This is a genomic window from Pseudomonas sp. GW458-11-26-14-LB4 (assembly GCF_059423925.1).
Genome location: NZ_JBWKYU010000013.1, coordinates 12,735 through 39,677 on the forward strand (window position 1 = coordinate 12,735; position 26,943 = coordinate 39,677).

At 61.3% G+C, this 26,943-nt stretch carries 20 protein-coding genes; 11 read left to right on the plus strand and 9 right to left on the minus strand.

Annotation, left to right across the window (positions count from 1 at the left end; translation table 11 throughout):
• The first annotated feature begins 83 nt into the window (after positions 1 to 83).
• From ppsA to AC07XZ_RS18050, 8 genes are all read left to right on the plus strand, one after another.
• Complete coding sequence (gene ppsA, locus AC07XZ_RS18015; RefSeq protein ID WP_102686938.1) at positions 84 to 2,459, plus strand: phosphoenolpyruvate synthase; 2,376 nt, start codon at positions 84 to 86, stop codon at positions 2,457 to 2,459.
• Positions 2,460 to 2,557: 98 nt separating this feature from the next.
• Complete coding sequence (locus AC07XZ_RS18020; RefSeq protein ID WP_007951983.1) at positions 2,558 to 3,547, plus strand: alpha/beta fold hydrolase; 990 nt, start codon at positions 2,558 to 2,560, stop codon at positions 3,545 to 3,547.
• Between the two features lie 226 nt (positions 3,548 to 3,773).
• A complete protein-coding gene (gene rraA / locus AC07XZ_RS18025) occupies positions 3,774 to 4,265 on the plus strand; it encodes a ribonuclease E activity regulator RraA (RefSeq protein WP_007951984.1) in 492 nt (163 codons plus the stop codon).
• A 24-nt stretch (positions 4,266 to 4,289) separates the two neighbouring features.
• Positions 4,290 to 5,285, plus strand: coding sequence for a zinc transporter ZntB (locus AC07XZ_RS18030; RefSeq protein WP_011333249.1), 996 nt, complete (start codon positions 4,290 to 4,292; stop codon positions 5,283 to 5,285).
• A gap of 63 nt (positions 5,286 to 5,348) precedes the next feature.
• On the plus strand, positions 5,349 to 5,597 hold the full coding sequence (locus AC07XZ_RS18035; RefSeq protein WP_102686939.1) for a CrfX protein: 249 nt from the start codon (positions 5,349 to 5,351) through the stop codon (positions 5,595 to 5,597).
• A gap of 2 nt (positions 5,598 to 5,599) precedes the next feature.
• Complete coding sequence (locus AC07XZ_RS18040; protein ID WP_007951987.1) at positions 5,600 to 6,424, plus strand: mechanosensitive ion channel family protein; 825 nt, start codon at positions 5,600 to 5,602, stop codon at positions 6,422 to 6,424.
• A gap of 90 nt (positions 6,425 to 6,514) precedes the next feature.
• Complete coding sequence (gene sigX / locus AC07XZ_RS18045; RefSeq protein WP_011333251.1) at positions 6,515 to 7,105, plus strand: RNA polymerase sigma factor SigX; 591 nt, start codon at positions 6,515 to 6,517, stop codon at positions 7,103 to 7,105.
• A 107-nt stretch (positions 7,106 to 7,212) separates the two neighbouring features.
• Positions 7,213 to 8,247: an OmpA family protein gene (locus AC07XZ_RS18050; protein WP_085747909.1), complete on the plus strand. Its 1,035-nt coding sequence runs from the start codon at positions 7,213 to 7,215 to the stop codon at positions 8,245 to 8,247.
• 74 nt (positions 8,248 to 8,321) lie between these two features.
• Here the strand turns inward: AC07XZ_RS18050 and cobA are convergent, their stop codons facing one another.
• The 8 genes from cobA to AC07XZ_RS18090 all read right to left on the minus strand — a co-directional run bounded on the left by cobA (position 8,322) and on the right by AC07XZ_RS18090 (position 19,993).
• Positions 8,322 to 9,074, minus strand: a complete 753-nt coding sequence (gene cobA / locus AC07XZ_RS18055) for a uroporphyrinogen-III C-methyltransferase (protein WP_102686940.1) — start codon at positions 9,072 to 9,074, stop codon at positions 8,322 to 8,324.
• A gap of 13 nt (positions 9,075 to 9,087) precedes the next feature.
• Entirely contained in the window at positions 9,088 to 11,802 is a 2,715-nt protein-coding gene (locus tag AC07XZ_RS18060) for a nitrate reductase (protein WP_102686941.1), read from the minus strand.
• On the minus strand, positions 11,802 to 12,119 hold the full coding sequence (nirD, locus tag AC07XZ_RS18065) for a nitrite reductase small subunit NirD (RefSeq protein WP_007951992.1): 318 nt from the start codon (positions 12,117 to 12,119) through the stop codon (positions 11,802 to 11,804). Before nirD ends, AC07XZ_RS18060 begins: the two co-directional genes overlap by 1 nt.
• Entirely contained in the window at positions 12,116 to 14,569 is a 2,454-nt protein-coding gene (nirB, locus tag AC07XZ_RS18070; RefSeq protein ID WP_045121673.1) for a nitrite reductase large subunit NirB, read from the minus strand. The genes nirD and nirB overlap by 4 nt, the downstream gene beginning before the upstream one ends.
• A 309-nt stretch (positions 14,570 to 14,878) precedes the next feature.
• The gene (locus AC07XZ_RS18075) at positions 14,879 to 16,549 is read right to left on the minus strand and encodes a bifunctional protein-serine/threonine kinase/phosphatase (RefSeq protein WP_102686942.1); all 1,671 of its coding nucleotides are present in this window, start codon (positions 16,547 to 16,549) and stop codon (positions 14,879 to 14,881) included.
• Positions 16,550 to 16,556: 7 nt separating this feature from the next.
• Positions 16,557 to 17,768 (minus strand): nitrate/nitrite transporter, encoded by a 1,212-nt coding sequence (locus tag AC07XZ_RS18080; protein ID WP_102686943.1) that lies wholly within the window; start codon positions 17,766 to 17,768, stop codon positions 16,557 to 16,559.
• A gap of 422 nt (positions 17,769 to 18,190) precedes the next feature.
• Positions 18,191 to 18,766, minus strand: a complete 576-nt coding sequence (locus AC07XZ_RS18085) for an ANTAR domain-containing response regulator (RefSeq protein ID WP_007916390.1) — start codon at positions 18,764 to 18,766, stop codon at positions 18,191 to 18,193.
• 15 nt (positions 18,767 to 18,781) lie between these two features.
• Entirely contained in the window at positions 18,782 to 19,993 is a 1,212-nt protein-coding gene (locus AC07XZ_RS18090) for a CmpA/NrtA family ABC transporter substrate-binding protein (protein ID WP_102686944.1), read from the minus strand.
• 222 nt (positions 19,994 to 20,215) lie between these two features.
• Between AC07XZ_RS18090 and AC07XZ_RS18095 the strand changes: the two genes are divergently transcribed.
• Positions 20,216 to 21,235, plus strand: coding sequence for a quinone-dependent dihydroorotate dehydrogenase (locus AC07XZ_RS18095; RefSeq protein ID WP_011333259.1), 1,020 nt, complete (start codon positions 20,216 to 20,218; stop codon positions 21,233 to 21,235).
• 138 nt (positions 21,236 to 21,373) lie between these two features.
• Here the strand turns inward: AC07XZ_RS18095 and rmf are convergent, their stop codons facing one another.
• A complete protein-coding gene (gene rmf, locus AC07XZ_RS18100; RefSeq protein WP_003223300.1) occupies positions 21,374 to 21,589 on the minus strand; it encodes a ribosome modulation factor in 216 nt (71 codons plus the stop codon).
• A 530-nt stretch (positions 21,590 to 22,119) separates the two neighbouring features.
• Between rmf and rlmKL the strand changes: the two genes are divergently transcribed.
• Both rlmKL and AC07XZ_RS18110 read left to right on the plus strand, forming a co-directional pair.
• A complete protein-coding gene (gene rlmKL, locus AC07XZ_RS18105; RefSeq protein WP_102686945.1) occupies positions 22,120 to 24,390 on the plus strand; it encodes a bifunctional 23S rRNA (guanine(2069)-N(7))-methyltransferase RlmK/23S rRNA (guanine(2445)-N(2))-methyltransferase RlmL in 2,271 nt (756 codons plus the stop codon).
• A 146-nt stretch (positions 24,391 to 24,536) separates the two neighbouring features.
• Complete coding sequence (locus AC07XZ_RS18110) at positions 24,537 to 26,921, plus strand: sensor domain-containing diguanylate cyclase (RefSeq protein ID WP_102686946.1); 2,385 nt, start codon at positions 24,537 to 24,539, stop codon at positions 26,919 to 26,921.
• Positions 26,922 to 26,943: the final 22 nt, after the last annotated feature.

Below are 26,943 nucleotides of genomic sequence, written 5' to 3' on the forward strand. Positions count from 1 at the left end.
AGGTCCAGGCCATACAGCCGGCCAACGCTCCCCCGAGCTGCCGGTTTCTGAGCTTTTCCAACACAGTTAGTGGAGAGATCACCTTGGTAGAGTACGTAGTTTCCCTCGATAAGCTCGGCAAACACGATGTTGAGCATGTGGGGGGCAAGAACGCATCCCTGGGCGAGATGATCAGTAACCTGGCCGGTGCCGGTGTTTCGGTCCCCGGCGGCTTCGCCACCACGGCGCAAGCCTATCGCGACTTCTTGGAACTGAGCGGTCTGAACGATCAGATCCACAAGGCCCTTGATGCGCTGGACGTCGATGACGTCAATGCCCTGGCCAAGACCGGCGCCCAGATCCGCCAATGGATCATGGAAGCCGAATTCCCTGAAAAACTGAACACCGAGATCCGCACCGCGTTCGCCGCGCTGTCGGCCGGCAATCCTGACGTCGCCGTGGCCGTGCGTTCCTCCGCCACCGCCGAAGACTTGCCGGACGCTTCGTTCGCCGGTCAGCAGGAAACCTTCCTGAACATCCGTGGCGTGGAAAACGTCATCCGCGCGGCCAAGGAAGTGTTCGCTTCCCTGTTCAACGACCGTGCCATTTCCTACCGCGTCCACCAGGGCTTCGACCACAAACTGGTCGCCCTGTCCGCTGGCGTGCAGCGCATGGTGCGTTCGGAAACCGGCACCGCCGGTGTGATGTTCACCCTCGATACCGAATCCGGCTTCCGTGACGTGGTGTTCATCACCGGCGCCTACGGCCTGGGCGAAACCGTCGTACAAGGCGCGGTGAACCCGGACGAATTCTATGTCCACAAGGGCACGCTGGCAGCCGGTCGTCCGGCAATCCTGCGCCGCAACCTGGGCAGCAAGGCCATCAAGATGATCTACGGCGACGAGGCCAAGGCCGGTCGTTCCGTGAAAACCGTTGATGTCGACAAGGCCGAACGCGCGCGTTTCTGCCTGACCGACGCTGAAGTCAGCGAGCTGGCAAAGCAGGCGATGATCATCGAGAAGCACTACGGCTGCCCGATGGACATCGAGTGGGCCAAAGACGGTGACGACGGCAAGCTGTACATCGTGCAGGCCCGTCCGGAAACCGTGAAGAGCCGCACCCAGGCCAACGTCATGGAACGTTACCTGCTGAAAGAGACCGGCACCGTGCTGGTGGAAGGTCGTGCCATCGGCCAGCGCATCGGCGCCGGCAAGGTGCGGATCATCAAGGACGTCTCCGAGATGGACAAGGTTCAGCCGGGCGACGTACTGGTCTCCGACATGACCGACCCGGACTGGGAACCGGTCATGAAGCGCGCCAGCGCCATCGTCACCAACCGTGGCGGCCGTACCTGCCACGCGGCGATCATTGCTCGTGAGCTGGGTATTCCTGCTGTTGTCGGTTGCGGCAACGCCACCCAACTGCTGAAGGATGGCCAGGGCGTGACCGTGTCCTGCGCCGAAGGCGACACCGGTTACATCTTCGAAGGCGAACTGGGTTTCGACATCAAGAAGAACTCCGTCGACGCCATGCCGGAACTGCCGTTCAAGATCATGATGAACGTCGGCAACCCGGACCGCGCCTTCGACTTCGCGCAGCTGCCGAACGCCGGTGTGGGCCTGGCCCGTCTGGAATTCATTATCAACCGCATGATCGGCGTGCACCCGAAAGCGCTGTTGAACTACGACGGCCTGCCACAGGACATCAAGGAAAGCGTCGACAAGCGCATCGCCGGTTACGACGATCCGGTCGGCTTCTATGTCGAGAAGCTGGTTGAAGGCATCAGCACCCTGGCCGCTGCGTTCGCACCGAAGAAGGTCATCGTGCGTCTGTCGGACTTCAAGTCCAACGAATACGCCAACCTGATCGGCGGCAAACTCTACGAGCCGGAAGAAGAAAACCCGATGCTGGGCTTCCGTGGCGCGTCGCGTTACATCAGCGAATCGTTCCGCGACTGCTTCGAACTCGAGTGCCGTGCGCTGAAACGCGTGCGCAACGAGATGGGCCTGACCAACGTCGAAATCATGGTGCCGTTCGTCCGTACCCTTGGCGAAGCCAGCCAGGTGGTGGATCTGCTGGCCGAGAATGGCCTCAAGCGTGGCGACAACGGTCTGCGCGTGATCATGATGTGCGAACTGCCATCCAACGCGATCCTGGCTGAAGAGTTCCTCGAATTCTTCGACGGTTTCTCGATCGGCTCCAACGACCTGACTCAGCTGACACTGGGTCTGGACCGTGACTCCGGGATCATCGCGCACCTGTTCGACGAGCGTAATCCGGCGGTCAAGAAGCTGTTGGCCAACGCGATTGCCGCGTGCAACAAGGCCGGCAAATACATCGGCATCTGCGGTCAGGGCCCTTCGGACCACCCGGACCTGGCCAAGTGGCTGATGGAGCAGGGCATCGAAAGCGTGTCGCTGAACCCGGACACCGTGCTGGAAACCTGGTTCTTCCTTGCCGAAGGCCAGGCGGCGGAATAAGCCGTGAATGAAGCCCCGGCCCGTTGAACCGGGTCGGGGCTTTAAGATTGAAGTAGGGCGAGCTCTCCGGATGCCGCCCTTTTTTGTGCAAGAGCATTATGCAAAGCAGCAGCAACCTATTTCCTGTCGCCCTGATCAGCGCCGAACGGCGCGGTGATCTGAGCGAAGACGTTTACCGTTTGAAACCGGGCAACAGCCCTGACTGGTCCGTGGAAATCGCGGTGACTCGTCTCGGCATGGCCGATGAGCCGGCGTCGCGCGGCGTGCCGGTGATCTTGCTGCACGGCAGTTTTTCCAACCGGCGCTTCTGGTTTTCGCCGAAGGGCCTGGGCCTGGGCGCGTATCTCACGCGGCTGGGCTTCGATGTGTGGATCCCGGAAATGCGCGGTCACGGTCTGTCCCAGCGCAACGAGGACTACCGCCGCAACCGCGTCGCCGACTATGCCCGTTACGATCTGCCGGCCATCGCCGCGTTCGTCCGGGAGCAGAGCGGGCAGATTCCGCACTGGATCGGCCACTCGCTGGGTGGCATCACGTTGGCAGCCGCGCTGGGCGGCGAATACCTAGGTGAACCGGCGGTGGCCTCGGCGGCGTTTTTCGGCACCCAGGTCAGCCGCACGTACTGGCCGCTGAAAATTCCGCCGGTGGAGTGGAGCGGGCGCTTCATTCTCAAGCGTTTTGCCCAATTGTCTGGTTCGCGGCTCAAGCGCGGCCCCGAGGACGAGCCGATCGGCCTGGCGCTGGAAAGCATGCGCTGGTATGGACTGTTCGGCCGTTTCGGCGACAAGGACAAGGATTGGTGGGCGGGCCTTGCCGATGTGCAGGTGCCGGTGCTGGCAGTGAGCGCGGCGGGCGATCATCAGGATCCGGCCTGGGCGTGCCAGAAACTGTTCGAACAGATCGGCTCCGAGCACAAGCAGTTCATCAACCTGGGCCGTGAACAGGGTTTCAACGATCAGTTCGGGCATGTCGAGATGCTGGTCAGCAAGGCAGCGCAGGCTGAGGTCTGGCCGCTGGTGGCGCGTTGGCTGGCGGATCAGCACACGCCATTGCTTGGCGAGAAGCCGGATCTGGCGGCAGCGGTCTGAACGCGGCGCCCTGAAAAGGGCATTTCGTTCGAGTCGGCTTGCGGCTAAGATATGACGCATTGGACGGTTCTGGTCATATTTAGTGACTGTTTCGCTATTACGTTTCAGCTTGTGTTCAGGTTCGTTCAGCGACCATGACATGGGCTAAGGTAAACAACGACCGCCGGGACTCGTTTCAAAAGAGTGCGACATCCTTGATCGTCTTCCTTGTTACAGGAGTTATTCGATGAACCATTACCTTACGCCTGACCTGTGCGACGCCTATCCGGAGCTGGTTCAGGTGCTGGACCCGATGTTCAGCAATTTCGGCGGCCGTGATTCGTTCGGCGGCGAGATCGTGACCATCAAGTGCTTCGAAGACAACTCGCTGGTCAAGGAACAGGTCGAGCTCAAGGGTAATGGCAAGGTGCTGGTGGTGGACGGTGGCGGTTCCCTGCGCCGTGCACTGCTGGGCGACATGCTCGCCGAGAAAGCCTCGAAAAACGGTTGGGAAGGGCTGGTCATCTACGGCTGCATTCGTGATGTGGACGTCATCGCCCAGACCGATCTTGGCGTGCAGGCCCTGGCCAGCCACCCGATGAAAACCGACAAGCGCGGTATCGGCGACCTCAACGTGCCGGTGACGTTTGCGGGTGTCACTTTCCATCCCGGCCAGTACATCTATGCGGACAACAATGGCGTGATCATCTCGCCAAGTCCGCTGAAAATGCCTGAATAAATCGCGGTAACCACAGGGGTGAGGATGTTCGAGGAAGAAAACGCGCAATGGGGGCTGGTGCATGCCCTGGTGCTGGACGGTAAAGGCGGTGCGCGTTCGATAGCCCGGACTGATCTCGACGATCTGCAGCTGCAGGCTCATGAAAGCTTGTGGCTGCATTGGGATCGCAGTCACCCGCAGACCCAGACCTGGCTGCGCAAATCCAGTGGGCTCAACGAGTTCACCTGCGATCTGCTGCTGGAAGAAAACACCCGACCACGCCTGTTGCCGCTGCCGGATTCCGAGCTGCTGTTGTTTTTGCGCGGGGTCAACCTCAACCCGGGTGCCGAGCCGGAAGACATGGTGTCGGTGCGGATTTTCGCTTCGGCCCAGCGGGTGATTTCCCTGCGTTTGCGTCCATTGCGCGCCACCGATGAGTTGCTGGTGATGCTGGGCGAGGGCAAGGGGCCGAAAACCTCGTCCGAGCTGATGCTGTATCTGGCGCAATTCCTCACCAACAAGGTGCAGGATCTGGTGACTTGCCTCTCCGAAGTGGTCGATGAAGAGGAAGAAAAACTGGATGCCGACGAACGGTATACCCCCGAGCATGGTGCCATTTTGCACATCCGTCGCCGGGCTGCCGGGCTGAAGCGTTTTCTGGCACCGCAGCGGGATATTTTCGGACAGCTGACGCGGATAAAACTGCCGTGGTTCGTCGATGACGATGCCGACTACTGGAACGAATTGAACAACAGCCTGACCCGTTATCTCGAAGAGCTCGAATTGACCCGAGAGCGCGTGGGGCTTGTGCTGGAGGCTGAAGACCGGCGCTTGAGCGTGCACATGAATCGCACGATGTACCGCTTCGGGATCATCACCTGCATCTTTTTGCCGATGAGTTTTATTACCGGTCTGCTGGGCATCAACGTCGGCGGCATTCCGTTCTCGAGCAGCCCTTATGGTTTCCTGATCGCCTGTCTGACGGTGCTCGCCCTGGCGTTCGGACAATGGTGGTTGTTTCGCCGTTTGCGCTGGGTATGAAGATGCGCCATGTGACCCGACCAAATTTGCCCGCGTCTTTCACAGACATCACGAGAGGTGCGTATGCACGATCCGTTTGAACAGTCTTTGCGCGACATGCTCAACGCCTCGCCGTCCGGTCGCGACGACGATGCCTGCCTGGGCCGCGTACTCAAAACCGCCAACCGCCAGGTTGGCGCCGGCGATCTGTTCAGCCTGCTGGGCCGCTGGCTGCCCGCGCTGATGATCGCCCTGAATAACGGCTCGGCCCATGTCGCGCCGGTCTCCCGTCTCCGTAAACCTACCGCTCGCACTGCTGAAAAGGCTGATTGAATATGGAACTTGATCTCTGGACTCAGAGCCTCGTCACTGCAATGACTGCGTTGTGGACCAAAGTCGCTAACTTCATTCCGAACCTGTTCGGCGCATTGGTTGTGTTGCTGTTGGGTTTTGTCGTCGCCAAGCTGCTGGACACCTTGCTGTCCAAATTGCTGGCCAAACTGGGCCTCGATCGCCTGATGGGCGGCACCGGCCTGACCAAATTGATGTCCCGTGCGGGGCTGCAAGTGCCGATCTCGACGTTGATCGGCAAAATCGTCTATTGGTTCGTTCTGCTGATTTTTCTTGTTTCGGCAGCAGAATCCCTTGGACTTGAGCGAGTTTCAGCTACGCTTGACATGCTCGCGCTGTATTTACCAAAAGTGTTCGGCGCGGCGCTGGTGTTGCTGGTGGGGGTCCTTCTTGCGCAACTGGCCAATGGCCTGGTTCGCGGGGCGGCAGAAGGCGTAGGCCTGGACTACGCTTCAGGACTTGGGCGAATTGCCCAGGGCCTGGTGATCATCATCAGCATTTCGGTCGCGATCAGTCAGCTGGAGGTCAAGACCGACCTGCTGAACCATGTGATCGTTATCGTATTGATTACCGTTGGTCTGGCGGTTGCGCTGGCCATGGGTTTGGGAAGCCGGGAAATTGCCGGTCAGATTCTTGCGGGAATCTATGTGCGTGAGTTGTATCAGGTTGGGCAACAAGTGCGTATTGGCGAGGTCGAAGGCCAGATCGAAGAGATCGGCACGGTTAAGACCACATTGCTGACCGATGAGGGTGAGCTAGTCTCTCTCTCCAATCGGATCCTGCTGGAGCAGCATGTGAGTAGCCGCTAACCCGGCAAATCCTGCTAATGTATGCCGCCGCAAAATGCCAGCTGTCGCTGGCTGCGGTGGACATTGACCTGACTGTCGGCACGACTTGTTTTGAATAAAGCCCAAACGCTATCCACGCGCTACGACCCCCGCGAGCTCTCTGATGAGGAGTTGGTCGCGCGCTCGCATACCGAGCTTTTTCACGTGACGCGCGCGTATGAAGAATTGATGCGGCGTTACCAGCGGACATTATTTAACGTTTGTGCGCGATATCTCGGGAACGATCGCGACGCGGACGATGTCTGTCAGGAGGTGATGTTGAAGGTGCTGTACGGCCTGAAGAACTTCGAGGGGAAATCGAAGTTCAAGACATGGCTATATAGCATCACGTACAACGAATGCATCACACAGTATCGGAAGGAACGGCGAAAGCGTCGCTTGATGGACGCACTGAGTCTTGACCCCCTCGAGGAAGCGTCCGAAGAAAAGGCGCCGAAACCCGAGGAGAAGGGCGGACTGGATCGCTGGCTGGTGTATGTGAACCCGATTGACCGGGAAATTCTGGTGCTACGATTTGTCGCAGAGCTGGAGTTCCAGGAGATCGCAGACATCATGCACATGGGTTTGAGTGCGACAAAAATGCGTTACAAACGCGCTCTTGATAAATTGCGTGAGAAATTTGCAGGCATTGCTGAAACTTAGTTCGGCGCAAATATCTCTTACGTGTAGGCAAGTTCTGATAGACTTGCCGCCGAGTTGTCCCCCGGTTTGCGGGACTGCTTCACAATCACCAGATGGGGATTTAACGGATGAAACTGAAAAACACCTTGGGCTTGGCCATTGGTTCTTTGATTGCCGCCACTTCTTTCGGCGCTCTGGCACAAGGCCAAGGCGCAGTTGAAATCGAAGGCTTCGCAAAGAAAGAACAATTCGACAGCGCTCGTAACTTCAAGAACAACGGCAACCTGTTCGGCGGCTCGGTCGGTTACTTCCTGACCGACGACGTTGAACTGCGTCTGGGCTACGACGAAGTGCACAACGTGCGTTCCGACGACGGTCGTAACATCAAGGGCGCCAACACCGCTCTGGATGCTCTGTACCACTTCAACAACCCAGGCGACATGCTGCGTCCATACGTCTCGGCTGGTTTCTCCGATCAGAGCATCGGTCAGAACGGCACTGGCGGTCGTAACCGCTCTACCTTCGCCAACGTTGGCGGCGGTGCCAAGCTGTACTTCACCGAGAACTTCTACGCCCGTGCTGGCGTTGAAGCTCAATACAACATCGACCAGGGCGACACCGAGTGGGCTCCTAGCGTCGGTATCGGTGTGAACTTCGGTGGCGGCTCCAAGCCAGCTGCTGCTCCAGTTCCAGCTCCGGCTGAAGTCTGCTCCGACAGCGACAACGACGGCGTTTGCGACAACGTTGACAAGTGCCCGGACACCCCAGCCAACGTAACTGTTGACGCTGATGGCTGCCCAGCAGTTGCTGAAGTTGTTCGTGTTGAGCTGGACGTGAAGTTTGACTTCGACAAGTCGGTTGTTAAGCCAAACAGCTACGGCGACATCAAAAACCTGGCTGACTTCATGAAGCAGTACCCATCGACTCGCACCACTGTTGAAGGTCACACTGACTCCGTCGGTCCTGACGCTTACAACCAGAAACTGTCCGAGCGTCGTGCAAACGCCGTTAAGCAAGTTCTGACCAACCAGTACGGTGTTGAATCGTCCCGCGTTGACTCTGTTGGTTACGGCGAAACCCGTCCAGTTGCTGACAACAAAACTGAAGCTGGCCGTGCTGTTAACCGTCGCGTAGAAGCGCAGGTTGAAGCTCAAGCTAAGTAATTAGCTGCCGCTCCGAGAAAAGCCCGGCTTAGGCCGGGCTTTTCTTTGCCTGCGATTTGGTGAAACCGGGATTGTCAGGCCAGGCGATCAGCTGGCCAGCTAATCGAGTCGAACTGGGTCACAGCCGCGGCGACGGCACCTATGACCAGAATCGCAGGACTCTTGAGCTGGAAACCAAGGGCATCGTCTTCCATGGCTGTCAGCTTGCTGCGACATTCGCGCTGCTCTGGCAACGAGGCATTCTCGATCATCGCCACCGGCGTATCCGCTGCCATACCGCCCGCCAGCAGTTGCTCGCGAATCTCGCCGAGCTTCGCCACTCCCATGTAAATCACCAGCGTCGTCCCGCCTTGCGCCAGCGCCCGCCAGTTCAACTGACTGTCGTCCTGGGTATGAGCCGTGACCAGCGTCACGCCCCGGGCCACGCCGCGTAACGTCAGCGGAATATCACACTGGGTCGCGCCGGCCAGTCCGGCGGTGATGCCATTGACCAGCTCCACCTCGACCCCGCGCTCGCGCAACCACTGCGCTTCCTCACCCCCACGCCCGAAAATGCATGGATCGCCGCCCTTGAGCCGTACTACGCATTTACCCTGACGCGCATAACGCAGCATTAGCCGATGGATGAACGCCTGGGGCGTCGAGCGGCAGCCGCCGCGTTTGCCGACCGCGATGATTCGCGCAGCAGGGCAGTGCTCAAGCACCGCCTCATTGACCAGATCGTCGATCAGCACCACCTCGGCTTCGCGCAAGGCACGCAACGCTTTGAGCGTCAGCAGTTCAGGATCACCGGGGCCCGCGCCCACCAGCCAGACTTTCGCGTTCATGGTGTTTTCCTCTTCAGATGACGGCGACCGGACGCACGTCGGCGGCCAGCAAGCGCTTGATTTCCGGGACGCAGGAACCGCATTGCGTTCCGCACCCCAATGTATTTTTCAAACCCTGCAGATCCAGACCTTCACGAATGCCGGCGCAGACCGCGCTGTGGCTGACGTTCTTGCAGTTGCACAAGGTTTTGTCCGCCACAACCTGCGCGCCGGCATTGCCCGGCGGTGCACTCATCGGTGCCAGCAGCCAGCGCCGCAGTTGTTCGTCGGCGCGCCCCTCCAGCCACAGGCCTTGCAACCAGTGCTGAGCGAGGGTTTCACCGGCCAGACGGATCGCGGTGATTCGTCCGTTTTCGATGCGTACCCGCTTGCCGATGGCGCGGCGAGGATCGTCATAAGCCAGCACCGGCCCCTCAATCAGGGCCAGGCACTGGTCGATTTCACGCAGCAATTGCGGATCGGGTGCGGCGGCGCTGGCTGCGCGTATCAGCAGCGCAGGCCGTTCACGTCCGACAAGGCTGAGACTTGCGTAGGAAAACGCCTCACAGAGCGGTCGAAGCGCCTCGAAATGCCGTTGAACATCGCCCTCGATCAGTGCGAACAGTTGCCAGGGCAGATTCACCGGTTCCAGCCGTACACCGCTGTGCTTGAGTTCCGGCTGTTTCGACAAAGGATCGAAGGCGGGCAGGGTCAGGCTGTTCACGCCGCCCTTGAGGAAACGATCGCCCCAGTGCATCGGCAGGAACGCCTGACCCGGACGCACGCTGTCATCGCTGGCAACCGCCACAATCACCGCGCCCCGACGACTTTTCAGATTCACCAGATCCCCCGGCTGCAAGCGGTGGCGGCGCACCTCATCCGGGTGCAGGTTCAACACCGCTTCGCTGACATGGCCGAACAACTGCGCCGCCGTACCGGTGCGACTCATACCGTGCCATTGATCACGCAGGCGGCCGGTGATCAGGGTCAGTGGAAAGCGCGCGTCGCGTTGTTCCTTGGCGGCGCGATAGGGATCGGCAACGAACTGCGCGCGCCCGTTCGGCGTAGGAAAGATTCCGTCGCCATACAGCCGGGCTGTACCTTGGCGAGCGCCAGCGGGAAAGGGCCATTGCTGTGGCCCCAGTTCATCAATCAACCCATGGCTGATCCCGGACAAATCCAGATCGCGACCCCGGGTCAGTTGTTTGTACTCGTCAAACAGCTGACCCGGTTGCTCGAACGCAAACAGACCCGGCTGTTGCGGGCGCAGACGTTTCTCCAGGCGTTGTGCGAAATCCACCGTGATCGCCCAGTCCGGACGCGCTTCACCCGGTGCAGCAATGGCCTGGCGGACGTGGGAAATCCGCCGTTCGGAGTTGGTCACCGAACCTTCCTTCTCGCCCCAACTGGCCGCTGGCAGCATCAGATCGGCAAACGCCGCGGTTTCGGTGGTGCGAAACGCCTCCTGCAACACCACGAACGGACAAGCTTCCAACGCTGCACGTACAGCGTTCTGGTCAGGCATCGATTGTGCGGGGTTGGTGCAGGCAATCCACAGCGCCTTGATCTTGCCGCTACGCACTTGTTCAAACAGTTCGATAGCACTGAGGCCGGTACTTTCCGGCAGCTTATCCACACCCCAATACGCCGCCACTTCGGCGCGGTGCTCCGGATTGGCCACTTCGCGATGCCCGGGCAACAGGTTTGAGAGGCTGCCGGTTTCCCGTCCGCCCATGGCATTCGGCTGACCGGTCAAAGAGAAAGGTCCTGCACCCGGCCGGCCGATTTGCCCGGTGGCCAGGTGCAGATTGATCAGCGCACTGTTCTTCGCGCTGCCAGCGGTGGACTGGTTCAGGCCCATGCACCACAGCGACAGAAAACTCGGCGCGGTGCCGATCCATTCCGCACATTGCTGCAACTGCTCGACGCTGATTCCGCACAACTGCGACACCATGGCCGGCGTGTAATCGCGTACCAGGCTTTTCAGCTCGGCGAGCCCGTCGGTGTGCGCCTTGATGAAGTCGCGGTCGATCCAGTCTTCCCACAACAGCAGATGCAAAATCCCATGGAACAACGCGACATCGGTGCCCGGCAGAATCGCCAGATGCAGGTCCGCCAGATCGCAGGTGTCGGTGCGCCGTGGATCAATAACGACGACTTTCATCTGCGGGCGGTGGGATTTGGCTTCTTCGAGGCGGCGAAAGAGTACCGGGTGGGCGTAGGCCATGTTACTGCCGACGATCACCACGCAATCGCTCAACTCCAGGTCTTCGTAGCTGCACGGTGGTGCGTCGGCGCCGAGGCTGCGTTTGTAGCCGACCACCGCCGAAGACATGCACAGCCGCGAATTGCTGTCGATGTTATTGGTCCCGACCAGCGCCCGCGCCAGTTTGTTGAAGGCGTAGTAATCCTCGGTCAGCAACTGCCCGGAGATGTAGAACGCCACGCTGTCCGGGCCATGTTCGGCGATGGTGTCGGCGAACACGTTGGTGGCGTGATCCAGCGCGGTGTTCCAGTCGCAGCGACTGCGCGCCAGGCCTTTGCCCAGGCGCAATTCCGGGTACAACGCCCGTGCTGCCAAATCACCGGTCAGGTGCAGGGTCGAGCCTTTGCTGCACAGTTTGCCGAAGTTGGCCGGATGCGCCGGATCGCCGCTGACGCCGAGAATGCGCTCGCCGTCATGCTCGATCAGCACGCCGCAGCCGACCCCGCAATAGCAGCAGGTCGAGGCGGTCGTCTGGCGGTTCATCAGACGGCGTCCCGCAGGGCCAGTTGCACACGGCCGTTCTCGACCCGGGCCGGGTGATGGTGAGCGCAACCGACGTCCGGTGCCTGGGCTTCGCCGGATTGCAGGTCGATCTGCCAGTTGTGCAGCGGGCAGGCGACACGTTTGCCGTAGATCAGGCCTTGGGACAATGGGCCGCCCTTGTGCGGGCAGCGGTCATCGAGTGCGAAAACTTCGTCGTCGCTTGTGCGAAAGATCGCAATGTCACCTTTGGGCCCGGCAATGATCCGCGAACCGAGGGCATTGATCTCTTCCAGGGCACAGATATCGAGCCAGTTCATGCCGGCACCTCCAGGTTTTTCACGGGGATCACGTCGAATTCTTTCTTCAGTTGTGGCTGGGCGAGGCGCTCTTTCCACGGATCCTGTTCGAACGACAGGGAGAATTGCAGGCGCTCGTTCAGGGCCTTGCGGCGCTCGGGATCTTCCAGCACGGCTTTTTTGATGTGCTCCATGCCGACCCGTTGCAGGTAGTGCACGGTACGTTCGAGGTAGAAGGCTTCCTCACGGTACAACTGCAGGAACGCGCCGTTGTACTCGCGCACCTCCTCGGCGGTCTTGAGCTTGACGAAGAACTCGGCGACTTCGGTCTTGATCCCGCCGTTGCCGCCGATGTACATCTCCCAGCCGGAATCGACGCCGATGATTCCTACGTCCTTGATCCCCGCTTCCGAACAGTTGCGTGGGCATCCGGAGACCGCCAGTTTCACTTTGTGCGGCGACCACATGTTGAACAGATCGTGCTCGAGGTCGATGCCCAACTGGGTCGAATTCTGCGTGCCGAAGCGGCAGAACTCGCTGCCGACGCAGGTTTTCACGGTGCGGATCGATTTGCCGTAGGCGTGGCCGGACGGCATGTCGAGGTCTTTCCACACACCGGGCAGATCCTGTTTCTTGATCCCCAGCAGGTCGATGCGCTGGCCGCCGGTGACCTTGACCATCGGCACCTGATATTTGTCCGCCACGTCGGCGATACGCCGCAGTTCCGACGGGTTGGTCACGCCGCCCCACATCCGTGGCACCACCGAATAAGTGCCGTCCTTCTGAATGTTGGCGTGGGCCCGTTCGTTGATCAGGCGCGACTGCGGATCGTCCTTGGCTTCGCCGGGCCAGGTGGAAATCAAGTAGTAGTTGAGGGCCGGGCGGCAGGTGGCGCAGCCGTTCGGGGTGCGCCAGTTGAGGTAACTCATGGTGCCGGCGATGGTCAGCAGATGCTGTTCGCGAATGGCCTGGCGAATCTGGCCGTGATTGAGGTCGCTGCAACCGCAGATGGCTTTTTCGCTTTTCGGTTTGACGTCGGCTGCACCGCCAACGGTGTTGATCAGGATCTGCTCGACCAGCCCGGCGCAGGAGCCGCAGGAACTGGCGGCCTTGGTGTGTTTTTTCACCTCGTCGACGCTGAACAGTCCGTGTTCCTGAATGGCCTTGACGATGGTGCCCTTGCACACGCCGTTACAGCCGCAGACCTCGGCGTTGTCGGCCATGCTCATGGCTTTGTCCTGGCCCTGATGTCCTACATCGCCAAGTGCGTTTTCTCCGAACATGAGGTGATCGCGGATCTCACCAATGGCGTGATTCTCACGAATCTGCCGGAAATACCAACCGCCATCTGCCGTATCGCCGTACAGACAGGCGCCGACCAGCACGTCATCCTTGATCACCAGTTTTTTGTACACCCCGCCGATCGGGTCGGAGAGGGTGATGGTCTCGGTGCCTTCGCCGCCCATGAAGTCGCCGGCGGAAAACAGGTCGATGCCGGTGACTTTCAATTTGGTCGACGTCACCGAGCCCTGATAACGGGCGAAACCCAGTTGCGCCAGGTGATTGGCGCAGACCTTGGCCTGTTCGAACAACGGCGCCACCAGGCCGTAGGCGATGCCACGGTGGCTGGCGCATTCGCCGATGGCATAGATGCGCGGGTCGTAGGTTTGCAGGGTGTCGTTGACCAGAATCCCGCGATTGCACGGGATACCGGCCTTTTCCGCCAGTTCGGTATTGGGGCGGATCCCGGCGGCCATGACCACCAGATCGGCGGGGATGATGTCGCCGTTCTTGAATTGCACCGAGCCGACGCGACCATTGCCGGCGTCATGCAGGGCCTGGGTCTGTTCGCACAGGCGAAAGTGCAGGCCACGGGATTCGAGGGCGGTTTGCAGGAGTTGGCCGCTGGTCTTGTCCAGTTGCCGCTCCAGCAGCCACTCACCGAGGTGCACCACGGTGACGTGCATGCCGCGCAGCATCAGGCCGTTGGCGGCCTCGAGGCCGAGCAGGCCGCCGCCGATCACCACGGCGTGCTTGTGAGTTTTTGCGGTGTCGATCATGGCCTGGGTGTCGGCGATGTCGCGGTAGCCGATCACACCCTGCAAGGTGTTGCCGGGGATCGGCAGGATGAACGGGGTCGAGCCGGTGGCGATCAGCAAGCGGTCGTACTCGGCCTCGGTGCCGTCCTCGGCGATCACCCGGCGTTTGACCCGGTCGATCTCCACCACTTTGCGGTTGAGCAGCAGTTTGATGTTGTTTTCCAGGTACCAGTCGAGGTCGTTGAGCACGATTTCTTCGAAGGTTTGTTCGCCGGCCAGTACCGGCGACAACAGGATGCGGTTGTAGTTGGTGTGCGGTTCGGCGCCGAAGACCGTGATGTCGTACAGCTCGTTGCTCAGCTTGAGCAGTTCTTCCAGGGTGCGGACCCCGGCCATGCCATTGCCGATCATCACCAGTTTGAGTTTTTTCATCAGGTTCTCCGGGAGCATCGGGCTTGCCTCTTGTGGGCAGTCAGGCCTTGCTCGACAAAAATGGCGCAAACAAAAAAGGCGTCCCGCCAGTTACCTAGCGAGGACGCCTTTGTCCTTGTCCCGTTCTCTCGGGAAGCCTGGCCTTCGTCGTTGAAGGTCGGGCTTTATGTCAGTTGGAAACGTTAATGCAGTGGTTGTGCCAAGTTGCGCTGAGCCGCGATTTCACTGGGGTAATGCTGGAAATGGCCAGATGTTCGATGTGGTTTTTGCACTGAATGGAAGCGGCACGCCCGTTAATGGAGCGCCACATCAGCCATGAAACAACAGGAACAGCAGGACCAGATTGCCCAGCAGTGCCAGTAACGCCAGTGTCCGCCAGACCTTCAACGGCTCACGTTCCAGCAAGGGACGAGGGCGCACACTCAGGCTGCGGCGCTCACCTTGCTCCAGAATCAGCAGCCATTCCTCGGCGGTTTCATAGCGTTGCAAAGGATCGGCCGCCACACCGCGTTCCAGACACTGCGCCAGCCACTCCGGCAGATCCGGGCGATAACGCCCGGCACTCACCGGCACCCCGAAACGCGGGCGCTGGAACGCTTCGATCTCGCCGTAGGGAAAATGCCCGGTGAGCAAGAAATACAAGGTCACGCCCACCGCATACAGATCCTGTTGTGCGCTGGGTACTGCGCTTTGAAAGGCTTCCGGTGCGATGTAGCTCGGGGTTCCGGGCAAGGTCGACGGTGCGTCCTGCGACAGACCGGGACAATACGCCAGACCGAAATCCAGCAGGCGCAACTCGCCGTCGTCCCCCAGGTGCAGGTTTTCCGGTTTGATGTCGCGGTGCAGGATCTGCCGTCGATGCAACAGGCCGACAGCCCGCAGCAGGCGTTCGGCCAGATCCTGCCACTGAGCCAGTGGCAGCGGGCCGCTTTGCCCGAACAACTGAGCCAGGGTCGTCCCCGAATATTCACGCATCACGTAGTACAAATGCTGACGCTGGCCGGCGCTATGGACTTCAGGAAAGTGCCGCCCGGCGACGCGTTTGAGAAACCATTCCTCCGCCAGCAAGGCCTGACCGGCCTGAGCATCGTCTGCCAGTTGTGCAGGCAACGTCTTCAACAGCCACGCCTGGCCCTGACCATCGAGCACGCGATACAGCAACGATTGCTGGCTGCGACTTACAACCTCTTGAACCCGCCAGCCTTCAAAGTCCTGACCCGGTTTCAGCGGCGGGGGCAGCGGCCACTGCTGCAAATGGATCAGCGCGTCGCCGAGGCTGGCCTCGCCGACGGCATCCACTCGCACCAACAGCGCGCTGGCGTTGTCCTGACTGCCGGCCAGATGCGCGGCGTTGACCAACGTTAGCGCGGCACTGTTCAGATCCGGTTGATCGCGCAGGATTCCGGCGATGGCGGTATCGCCGAGCGCCGCCCACACGCCATCACTGAGCAGCACGAAACATTCGCCGTCACGCAGTTCGCCATCGAGAAAATCCAGCACCAGATGCTGATCCAGTCCCAGTGCCCGCTTGAGCACATGCTGCATGCCCGGTTGATCCCAGACGTGATCTTCGCTTATCCGCTGCAAGGTCTCGGCGTGCCAGCGATAGACCCGGCAATCACCGACATGCGCCAGCGTGAAGCGTTTACCGCGCATGACCAGCGCACTGACCGTGGTGAGCAACGGCTGTCCGCCACCGTTGGCCTGCAACCAGCGGTTTTGTGCGAGCAGCAGACGATCGAGGGCCTGGGCCACGCTCCAGGTTTCCGGGGTAGCGTAGTAGTCCAGCGCCAGCGCCTGCAAGGTCGAACGCGCGGCCAGCCCGCCATCGGCGCACTGGCTGACGCCGTCGGCGATGGCGAACAGAAACCCCTTGCTGGCCGCCAGCGCCGGGGCCGGGGTCACCAGGCGCAAGGCGTCCTGGTTTTCCGCGCGGGGGCCGGTGGCGCTGGCTTCGGCAAAGCTCAGTTGCAGAGCCATTCGGGCTTCAGACCCGGGCAGCGGTCACGGCCGCCGAACCCCAGGTGGTTCTCCAGCGACGTTTGACTCCGTGCAGACCGAACCACGCCAACACACCCAGGCTGGCAAACAACCACAGCGCCAGTTGATAGCTGCCGGTGCTCTGTTTGATCGCGCCCATGCCTGCCGCCAGGGCAAAACCGCCGATACCCCCGGCCATGCCGATCAACCCGGTCATCACGCCGATTTCGCGCCGGAAACGTTGCGGCACCAGTTGGAACACCGCGCCATTACCTGCGCCGAGACCGAGCATGGTGCAGACGAAAAGAGCCAGCGCCGCGTAGGAACTTGGCAGGTTGAAACCGACCGCTGCGATGCAGACGGCGGCTACCGTGTACATCGCCAGCAGGGTGCGGATACCGCCGAACCGGTCCGCCAGCGCGCCACCCAGCGGACGCATCAGGCTGCCGCCGAACACGCAGGCGGCGGTGTAGTAACCGGCGGTCACCGGGCTCAGGCCGTATTGATCGTTGAAGTAGCCGGGCAGGGCGCTGGCCAGGCCGATGAAGCCGCCGAAGGTGACGCTGTAGAAAAACATGAACCACCAGCTGTCGCGATCGCCCAGGGCCTTGAAGTAGTCGGCCATGGACTTGGCTTTCGGCCGCTCCGGCGCGTTTTTCGCCAGCCAGGCGAACAGCACCAGGGTCAGGATCAGCGGAATCAGGGCGAAACCGAACACATTGCTCCAGCCAAACGACGCCGCGAGTACCGGGGCGATCAGTGCCGCGAACACGGTCCCGGAATTGCCGGCTCCAGCGATGCCCATCGCCTTGCCCTGATGCTCCGGCGGATACCATTGCGAAGCCAGCGGCAGGGCCACGGCGAACGAGGCGCCGGCCATGCCGAGGAACAAACCGAGCAGCAGTGCCTGTTCATAACTGTGGATGCCCAGCTTCCAGGCACCGAATAGTGCGCAGATCACGATCACCTGGCCGATCAGCCCGGCGGTTTTCGGCGACAGGCGATCGGCGAGCATGCCCATCGCAAAGCGCAGCACCGCGCCGGCCAGAATCGGCGTGGCCACCACGAGACCGCGCTGCTGGGTGGTCAGGTGCAGGTCGGCGGCAATCTGCACCGCCAGCGGGCCGAGCAGGTACCAGACCATGAAGCTCAGGTCGAAATACAGGAAGGCCGCGAACAGGGTCGGGGTGTGGCCGGATTTCCAGAAGCTTTTATTCATCGCGCACCTCAGCTGTAGAGAATCTCGAGAAGGAGTCAGAACCAGCACAGTGGGGCGCCGCCACGGCCGCACCACCGGCCCCGGGCTGTGGGGCCAAAACGCAAAAACGCCGCTACCCGGATCGCCGAAAGGGGGCGAAGAAGGTGAGCGACGTCTTTGTCGTAGGTGGGGCAACCGCCGTTGGTTACCTGTAGGGATTGCTTAGCGAGATTTGTGCCAAGTCAAAATCAAAAGCCCCTCACCCTAGCCCTCTCCCGGAGGGAGAGGGGACTGATCGGGGGATATTCGAGAGATACGCCGACGTGAACGATCGGCTTTGAATCCATAATCGACTGGGTCGATGTATGACGCAAGACACTGCGGTCGGTTCCCTCTCCCTCCGGGCGGTCCGACGTTTCGGGAGGGTTAGGGTGAGGGGCTTTTCAGCCGAGCAACTCGCTCATCGCAATGATCTGCTCCGCCACCTGAATCAGTTTCTGCTGGCGGCTCATGGCCTGGCGGCGCATCAGGGTGTAGGCCTCTTCTTCGTTGCAGTCCTTCATTTTCATCAACAGGCCCTTGGCCAGTTCGATTCGTTTGCGCTCGGCCAGTTGCTGGTCGCGGGCCTGAAGCTGGGCGCGCAAGGCTTGATCGCTCTCGAAGCGGGCCATGGCCACGTCGAGAATCGGCTGCAGGCGTTGTGCGTGAATGCCTTCGACGATGTAGGCACTGACCCCGGACTTGATCGCCTGACGCATCACGCCGGGGTCATGTTCGTCGGTGAACATCACGATCGGCCGTGGCTGGTCGCGGCTGACCAGCACCACTTGCTCCATCACATCGCGGCTCGGTGACTCGGTATCGATCAGGATCACGTCCGGACGCACCGTTTCGACGCGCGCCGGCAGGTCGATGGTCAGACCCGACTCGTCGATCACCTCGAAACCGGCCTCGGTCAGCGCGGCTTTCAGGCGTCCGACTTTTTTCGCGGTGTCGTTGATCAGCAGAATGCGCAGCATGTTCGCGGTCTCCTGTCAGCGTTGGGCGAAAAGGGGCGCGCTGTCGCTCAGCGCGTGGAGCTTGAAGCTTCGGGCGTAGGCGGCCGGGTCGCTGCCGTCCCAGATTTTGCCGTCGATCAACTGGCTGCTGCGCATGTCCTTGCCCCAGGCTGCGACGCCCACAGCAGTCGCCGCGTCGCGATAGATCTCCAGTTGTTGCACCTGACGGGCGACGGCGAGGTAGTCCGGGTCATCGCGCAGCAAACCCCAACGGCGGAACTGGGTCATGAACCACATGCCGTCCGACAGATACGGCAGATTCACCGCGCCATCGCCGTGAAAGCGCAAGGCGTGCGGGTCCTGCCAGCGATTGCCGAGGCCATCGTCGTAGTCGCCGAGAAAGCGCGGTTCGATGCAGGACACCGGGGCGTCGAGGTATTCCGGGGCGCTCAGCAACTGCGCGGTGCTGCGGCGGTTTTCCGGGTTTTCTTCGATAAAACGGCTGGCTTCGAGGATCGCCATCACCAGCGCGCGGGCGGTGTTGGGGTATTGCTCGACGAACGCGCGGGTGCAGCCGAGGACTTTTTCCGGGTGATCGGGCCAGATGGTCTGGCTGGTCGCCAGCGTGAAACCGAGATCCTGCTGCACGGCGCTGGCCGCCCACGGTTCGCCAACGCAGAGGCCATCAATACGCCCGGCCTGCAGGTGCGCGACCATTTGCGGCGGCGGCACCACCACGCTGTCGACATCCTGCAACGGATGAATGCCCTGGCTCGCCAGCCAGTAATACAGCCACATGGCATGGGTGCCGGTCGGGAAAGTCTGGGCGAAGGTCAGTTTTGCGCGGGTTTGGTGCACATGGTGGTGCAGCGCTTCAGGACCGGTCACGCCCAGGCCCTGCAAGCCGTGGGACAGGTTGAGGCTCTGGCCGTTCTGGTTCAGACCCATCAGCACCGCCATGTCGGTCGGCGCAACGCCGCCGATGCCCAGATGCACTGCGTAGATCAGGCCGTAAAGGCTGTGGGCAGCATCGAGTTCGCCGCTGACCAGATTGTCCCGCAGGTTGGCCCAGGAATTCTGGCGCTTGAGGTTCAGGGTCAGCCCATAAGGCTGGGAGAAGCCCTGAGTGGCCGCGACCACCAGCGAGGCGCAGTCGCTGAGGGCCATGAAGCCCAGATTGATCGCGCTTTTTTCCGGGGCATCGCTGCCGTTGACCCAGGCCAGCGGCCCGGCGGAGGTTTGAGTCATGAAAGCCACCCTCAAAAAAAACGTCGTCCCAGGCTTTGCCCGCGCAAAACCGAGAGACGACGCCATTGTCCTTGCCTGCACGCCACCATTGGCCTGCGGGCTGATGCCGAGGAAGGTGCAAGGCATATGCCATGCGCACGGATTTACCCGTGCGCCTCGCGCGGCGGGGCGATGCCCGGCTATAATCGCCGCCTCTTTTCGCCGCCCGAGTCATAGCCGCCCATGTACACCCTGGCCCGTCAGCTGTTGTTCAAACTTTCCCCGGAAACCTCCCATGATCTGTCGCTGGATCTGATCGGCGCGGGCGGGCGTTTGGGCCTCAACGGCTTGCTGTGCAAGGCGCCGGCGTCGCTGCCGGTGAATGTCATGGGCCTGCAGTTCCCGAACCCGGTGGGGTTGGCGGCCGGTCTGGACAAGAACGGCGCGGCCATCGACGGCTTCGCCCAGCTGGGTTTCGGGTTTGTCGAAATCGGCACCGTGACCCCGCGCCCGCAGCCGGGCAACCCGAAACCACGGATTTTCCGTCTGCCGGAAGCCGAGGCGATCATCAATCGCATGGGGTTCAACAACCTCGGTGTGGATAACCTGCTGGCGCGGGTGGCGGCGGCCAAATACAAGGGCGTGCTGGGGATCAACATCGGCAAGAACTTCGACACCCCGGTCGAGCGCGCTGTAGACGACTACCTGATCTGCCTGGACAAGGTCTACGCCCACGCCAGTTACGTCACGGTCAACGTCAGCTCGCCGAACACTCCGGGCCTGCGCAGCCTGCAATTCGGCGATTCGCTCAAGCAATTGCTGGCGGACCTGGCCACGCGCCGCGCCGAACTGGCCCTGCGCCACGGCAAGCATGTACCGCTGGCGATCAAGATCGCGCCGGACATGACCGACGAAGAAACCGCGCAAGTCGCCCAGGCGCTGATCGAAACCGGGATGGACGCGGTGATCGCCACCAACACCACCCTCAGCCGCGTGGGCGTCGAAGGCATGGAACATGGTGACGAGGCGGGCGGTCTGTCCGGCGCGCCGGTGCGTGAGAAGAGCACCCACACCGTGAAAGTGCTGGCGTCTGAGCTGGGCGGCAAGTTGCCGATCATCGCGGCGGGCGGCATCACCGAAGGCAAGCATGCGGCCGAGAAGATCGCTGCCGGCGCGAGTCTGGTGCAAATCTACTCCGGCTTCATCTATAAGGGCCCGGCGCTGATTCGCGAGTCCGTGGACGCGATCGCCGCCAAGCGCTGATCGGCGGACATAAAAGGCAGGCACAAAAAAGGGCTCCTCGAAGGAGCCCCTGGGCCGTAGCCCGCCGTCCGGGAAGGACGTGCATGGTGATCAGGTTGTTACGAAATCAGATTGTCGTGTCGGAATAAGTGCCCTGTGTCAGCCGACGGCGTGAAGTTCGTTGAGTCTGTGGATTCCCGCAGTGCCGGTCATACCGTCCCAGTTGTCGCCGCGTCCTTCTCGCCAGCCGTTGATCCAGGCTTGACGTACCGACGGTAGAGTAAATGGGCAAAGCTCACGGGATTTGCCACCAACGCCATATTGATATCCGCGCAAAAATGCTCTTTCCAACGGATCACGCTTAAGTCTTCTCATAGGGTGTTTCCCTCACTTGTTGACTGTTTTTGTCGCGTCGACCTCAATTGAGGTCTGGCAGAAAAACTCTGCCGTTGGCGGCTCGCTGCCGGCGTGGCGAGCCAAGGTGTTGACGCCGTTGCGACGTCAACCTGTGTCCAGTTCTAACCAATGAGTCACATCGATGGAATGACCGTTTTGTCATAAGGACGTAACGAAAAAGATGCTATGGCCATAAGTAACCGCGTATTTATCCAGCGTCTATTGGCCAAACCCCGGTATGATCGGCCCCGCGCTGGATGATGAGGTTAATCCTTTAGTGAGAATGACCCACGTTTACGCTGGGGTACTATTCGACGAAGGGTTGCTTTGAGTCATTTTGTTGCTTCAACTTTTTTATCTGTCCCGGCATCTAAGCTCTTTTAACCCGAGCAGCGGGGATGGAACGGCACACCTTCGTGCCACGCGGGCGCTCTTGTAGAAAAGCGCCTGATTGAAAACCGGATCGGCAATGCGTTGCCGGTTCATTAGCCAAAGGCTCTGGAAAAACCATGTCCGACCGTTTCGAACTCTTCCTCACTTGCCCCAAAGGCCTTGAAGGCCTGCTCATCGAGGAAGCCGTCGGGCTTGGCCTTGAAGAGGCCCGCGAACACACCTCCGCCGTGCGTGGCATGGCGACCATGGAAACCGCTTATCGCCTGTGCCTCTGGTCGCGTCTGGCCAACCGGGTGCTGCTGGTGCTCAAGCGTTTCCCGATGAAAAACGCCGAAGACCTGTACCACGGTGTACTCGACGTCGACTGGCAGGATCACATGCTGGCCGACGGCACCCTGGCCGTGGAATTCAGCGGCCACGGTTCGGGCATCGACAACACCCACTTCGGCGCCCTGAAGGTCAAGGACGCCATCGTCGACAAGCTGCGCACCCCGCAGGGCGACCGCCCAAGCATCGACAAGCTCAACCCGGATCTGCGCATTCACCTGCGCCTGGATCGCGGCGAAGCGATTCTGTCCCTCGACCTTTCCGGCCACAGCCTGCACCAGCGCGGCTATCGCTTGCAGCAGGGCGCCGCGCCGCTGAAGGAAAACCTCGCGGCCGCGATCCTGATCCGGTCCGGCTGGCCGCGCATCGCCGCCGAAGGTGGCGCGCTGGCTGACCCGATGTGCGGTGTCGGCACGTTCCTGGTCGAAGCCGGCATGATCGCCGCCGACATGGCGCCGAACCTGCGTCGCGAGCAGTGGGGCTTCACCGCCTGGCTCGGCCACGTGCCGGCGCTGTGGAAAAAGCTGCATGAAGAAGCGGTCGAGCGCGCCGCTGCCGGTCTGGCCAAGCCGCCGCTGTGGATTCGTGGTTATGAAGCCGACCCACGCCTGATTCAGCCGGGCCGCAACAACGTCGAACGCGCCGGCCTGAGCGAGTGGATCAAGATCTATCAGGGCGAAGTGGCGACCTTCGAGCCGCGTCCGGACCAGAACCAGAAAGGCCTGGTCATCTGCAACCCGCCGTACGGCGAGCGTCTGGGCGATGAAGCCAGCCTGTTGTACCTCTACCAGAACCTTGGCGAGCGTCTGCGTCAGGCCTGCCTGAACTGGGAAGCGGCGGTGTTCACCGGCGCGCCGGACCTGGGCAAGCGCATGGGCATCCGCAGCCACAAGCAGTATTCGTTCTGGAACGGCGCGCTGCCGTGCAAGCTGCTGTTGATCAAAGTCTTGCCGGATCAGTTCGTCACCGGCGAGCGTCGCACCCCGGAGCAACGTCAGGCCGAACGCGAGCAAGCCGCCTACGATCAGACGCCGGATGAGCCGCAAGAGCGCAAGTTCAACAAGAACGGCAATCCGATCAAACCGACGCCGGCCCCGGCGCCAGTGATCGAGCAACCGCGCCTGAGTGAAGGCGGGCAAATGTTTGCCAACCGCCTGCAGAAGAACCTCAAGGCCATGAGCAAGTGGGTCAAGCGCGAAGGCATCGATTGCTACCGCGTCTACGATGCGGACATGCCGGAATATGCCATGGCCATCGACCTGTACCACGACTGGGTGCACGTTCAGGAATACGCCGCGCCGAAGTCGATCGACCCGGAAAAAGCCTCGATCCGCATGTTCGATGCGCTGGCGGCCATCCCGCAGGCGCTGAACATCGACAAGAGCCGCGTGGTGGTCAAGCGCCGCGAGCGTCAGAGCGGCACCAAGCAGTACGAGCGTCAGGCGGCTCAGGGCAAGTTCAATGAAGTGACCGAGGGCGGTGTGAAGTTGCTGGTCAACCTCACCGACTACCTCGACACCGGGCTGTTCCTCGACCACCGGCCAATGCGCATGCGGATCCAGAAAGAGGCCGCCGGCAAGCGCTTCCTCAACCTGTTCTGCTACACCGCGACCGCCAGCGTGCACGCGGCCAAGGGCGGCGCGCGCAGCACCACCAGCGTCGACCTGTCGAAAACCTACCTCGACTGGGCGCGCCGCAACCTGTCGCTCAACGGTTTCTCCGACAAGAACCGTCTGGAGCAGGGCGATGTGATGGCGTGGCTGGAGAATTCCCGCGACGAATACGACCTGATCTTCATCGATCCGCCGACCTTCTCCAACTCCAAGCGCATGGAAGGCATCTTCGACGTGCAGCGTGACCAGGTGCAACTGATCGACCTGGCCATGGCCCGACTGGCGAGCGGTGGGGTGTTGTACTTCTCCAACAACTTCCGCAAGTTCCAGCTTGAAGACAACCTGGCCGAGCGCTACGCGGTCGAGGAAATCACCGCCAGCACCATCGACCCGGATTTCGCCCGTAATGGCAAGATCCACCGCGCCTGGAAAATCACGGCTCGTTGACGCTCTGCAAAATTGGATCCACAGAGCCTTGATTTTTAAAGGCTCTTGGATCCGTTCAGAGCTAGCCAAATTAGTGGCTAATAGCTATAACTCACACACGGCCGATGGGGTTTTTCCCGCAGATGCTGACGTAGTGAGTGGCTTTTATGTCGTTGCACCCCGTGCGCCCGAAGATATTGGGTTTTATCAGCGAAGACGTCTCGGCCTGGCTGGTCGGGGTGCTGGTATTGCTCGCCGGCGGAATTCTCACGGGGCTGCTCGCCTGGGGCACCCTCAATCAGTTTCACAGCCAGTTGCGCCAACGCTTTCAGCTGCTGGCCAACGAGCGCTACAGCCGCATCGAAGAGCGTTTTCAGGATCAGGAGCAACGTCTCGATGGCCTGCGCCGGTTCTTCGCCAACTCCGAATCGGTGTCCCGCGCCGAATTCGACGGTTACACCCATCCTCTATTGCTGCGCACCCAGGCTTATTCGTTTGCCTTGCGGGTGAGCGGTGCCGAACGTGCCGCCTTCGAGCAGCGCGTGCGAGATGAGGGCCTGAGCACCTTCAGCGTGCGCGAACTCAATGCGCGCGGCGAACTGCAACTGGCCTCCGCCCGCGATGAATACGTGGTGGTGTTGTACAGCCAGACCCAGAGCCGGCTCGGTTCTCCGCTGGGTTACGACTTGCTGGCTCAGCCGTTGCGCCGCTCGACCCTGGAGCGCGCCGACCAGCTTCGCAGTCTGGCAGTGTCGCAGCCGATGCATCTGGTCGGTATCGAGCCGGCTTACGCCCGCGGCGTATTGCTGGTGGCACCGGTGTTGCGCGAAGGCGAGCCCAGATCATACGGCTACGTGATGGCCGTCATCAGCATGCGTCAGCTGCTGGCGGACGGTTTGCCGGATGCATTTCATGACTATCTGTCGGTGCGCATCCTTGATCTGTCTACCAACGATCAGCATGAAGTGCTGTTCGAATCGACCAATGAACCGGCGCCGAGCGATCTGTCCGCTACCCGGCTGGTGCGCATGGCCGATCACGACTATCAGGTGGATATCTCGCCCAGCGAGGCGTTCATGCAGGCCAACCATTCGTCGGTTGGCAGCGTGGTGGTGCTGGGCGGATTGCTCAGTCTGCTGCTGAGCGCGCTGCTTTATGTGCTGGTCAGTCAGCGCCAGCGCGCGTTGCGCATGGTCGAATTGCGCACCCAGGAGCTACATGAGCGCGAACAGGAACTGCGCGGCACCCACGGCCAGTTGCGCGGGGTGCTCAACGCGGCGACCCAGGTTGCAATCATCGCCACTGACCTGCGCGGGGTGATCAACACCTTCAACCCCGGTGCCGAGCAGATGCTCGGTTATCTCAGCAGCGAAGTGGTCGGCCACATGACCCTGGAGAACCTGCACTTTCCCCGGGAACTGGTGGCCCGCGCGGCGGAGCTCAGCGCCCGTTATGGCAAGACCATTCCGACCTGTCAGGCGATGCTGGTGGAGGGCGGGGAAGTGGGCGGGCACGAGGCGCGCGAGTGGACGCTGGTGCGCAAGGACGGCAGCCACATTCCAGTGAACATGCTGGCCACGCCGGTGCTGGACGAGCAGGGGCTGTGGGTCGGGCACCTGGCGATCTGCATCGACATCACCGAGCGCAAGCGCGTGCACGAAGCGCTGGCCGCGCGGGACGTGCTGTTGAAGAAGCTCAGCGCCCACGTGCCCGGCGGGATCTATCAATTCAAAATGGAGTTCGACGGGCGCTTCAGCGTGATCTACGCCAGCGACGGCATCCGCGAGATCTACGAGCTGGAGCCGGATGTGCTGCTGCTCAACGCCGAAGCGATCTTCACCCGCATCCACCCGCAGGACGTCAGCCGCGTGCGCAAGTCGATCCGTGCCTCGGCGGACAACCTCAGCCCGTGGCGCGAGGAATACCGCGTGCAGTTACCCGGGCGCGGTCTGCGCTGGGTTCGCGGTGAGGCGACCCCGGAGGAATTGCCGGGCGGCGGCGTGCTGTGGCACGGTTATATCTCCGACATTTCCGACCTGAAGCGCGTCGAAGAAGAACTGCGCGCACTGTCGGTGACCGATTCCCTGACAGGCATTCACAATCGGCGCTATTTCCAGGAGCGCTTGACCACCGAAATGGCCCGAGTCGAGCGTGGGGGCGGCGAGTTGTCGGTGATCATGCTCGACATCGACCACTTCAAGCGGATCAACGATCAGTACGGTCACGCGGTGGGCGACCGCGTATTGCAGGCGGTCTGCGAGCGCATCGGCCATCGTCTGCGGCGTACCGACGTGTTCTGCCGGTTGGGCGGCGAAGAGTTCATGGTGCTGTGCCCGGACATCGACGGCGATCACGCCCACATGCTGGCCGAGGAGTTATGGCACAGCCTGCGCAGTGCGCCGATCGACGTGGTGGGGGTGGTGACGGCCAGTTTCGGGATTGCCAGCTGGCGACCGGGAGAGGGCGCGGACGCGCTGTTGCTGCGGGCGGATTCCGGGGTCTATGCGGCGAAGCAGGGCGGACGGGATCGGGTTGAGCGGCAGATGAACTGAGCCCCTCTGCCACCTGATCGTT

Coding starts and splice junctions, on each gene's coding strand:
- AC07XZ_RS18020 (WP_007951983.1), top strand. CDS start 2,558: ATGCAAAGCAGCAGCAACCTATTTCCTGTCGCCCTGATCAGCGCCGAA.
- rraA (WP_007951984.1), top strand. CDS start 3,774: ATGAACCATTACCTTACGCCTGACCTGTGCGACGCCTATCCGGAGCTG.
- AC07XZ_RS18030 (WP_011333249.1), top strand. CDS start 4,290: ATGTTCGAGGAAGAAAACGCGCAATGGGGGCTGGTGCATGCCCTGGTG.
- AC07XZ_RS18035 (WP_102686939.1), top strand. CDS start 5,349: ATGCACGATCCGTTTGAACAGTCTTTGCGCGACATGCTCAACGCCTCG.
- AC07XZ_RS18040 (WP_007951987.1), top strand. CDS start 5,600: ATGGAACTTGATCTCTGGACTCAGAGCCTCGTCACTGCAATGACTGCG.
- AC07XZ_RS18050 (WP_085747909.1), top strand. CDS start 7,213: ATGAAACTGAAAAACACCTTGGGCTTGGCCATTGGTTCTTTGATTGCC.
- cobA (WP_102686940.1), bottom strand. CDS start 9,074: ATGAACGCGAAAGTCTGGCTGGTGGGCGCGGGCCCCGGTGATCCTGAA.
- AC07XZ_RS18060 (WP_102686941.1), bottom strand. CDS start 11,802: ATGAACCGCCAGACGACCGCCTCGACCTGCTGCTATTGCGGGGTCGGC.
- nirD (WP_007951992.1), bottom strand. CDS start 12,119: ATGAACTGGCTCGATATCTGTGCCCTGGAAGAGATCAATGCCCTCGGT.
- nirB (WP_045121673.1), bottom strand. CDS start 14,569: ATGAAAAAACTCAAACTGGTGATGATCGGCAATGGCATGGCCGGGGTC.
- AC07XZ_RS18075 (WP_102686942.1), bottom strand. CDS start 16,549: ATGGCTCTGCAACTGAGCTTTGCCGAAGCCAGCGCCACCGGCCCCCGC.
- AC07XZ_RS18080 (WP_102686943.1), bottom strand. CDS start 17,768: ATGAATAAAAGCTTCTGGAAATCCGGCCACACCCCGACCCTGTTCGCG.
- AC07XZ_RS18085 (WP_007916390.1), bottom strand. CDS start 18,766: ATGCTGCGCATTCTGCTGATCAACGACACCGCGAAAAAAGTCGGACGC.
- AC07XZ_RS18090 (WP_102686944.1), bottom strand. CDS start 19,993: ATGACTCAAACCTCCGCCGGGCCGCTGGCCTGGGTCAACGGCAGCGAT.
- AC07XZ_RS18095 (WP_011333259.1), top strand. CDS start 20,216: ATGTACACCCTGGCCCGTCAGCTGTTGTTCAAACTTTCCCCGGAAACC.
- rmf (WP_003223300.1), bottom strand. CDS start 21,589: ATGAGAAGACTTAAGCGTGATCCGTTGGAAAGAGCATTTTTGCGCGGA.
- rlmKL (WP_102686945.1), top strand. CDS start 22,120: ATGTCCGACCGTTTCGAACTCTTCCTCACTTGCCCCAAAGGCCTTGAA.
- AC07XZ_RS18110 (WP_102686946.1), top strand. CDS start 24,537: ATGTCGTTGCACCCCGTGCGCCCGAAGATATTGGGTTTTATCAGCGAA.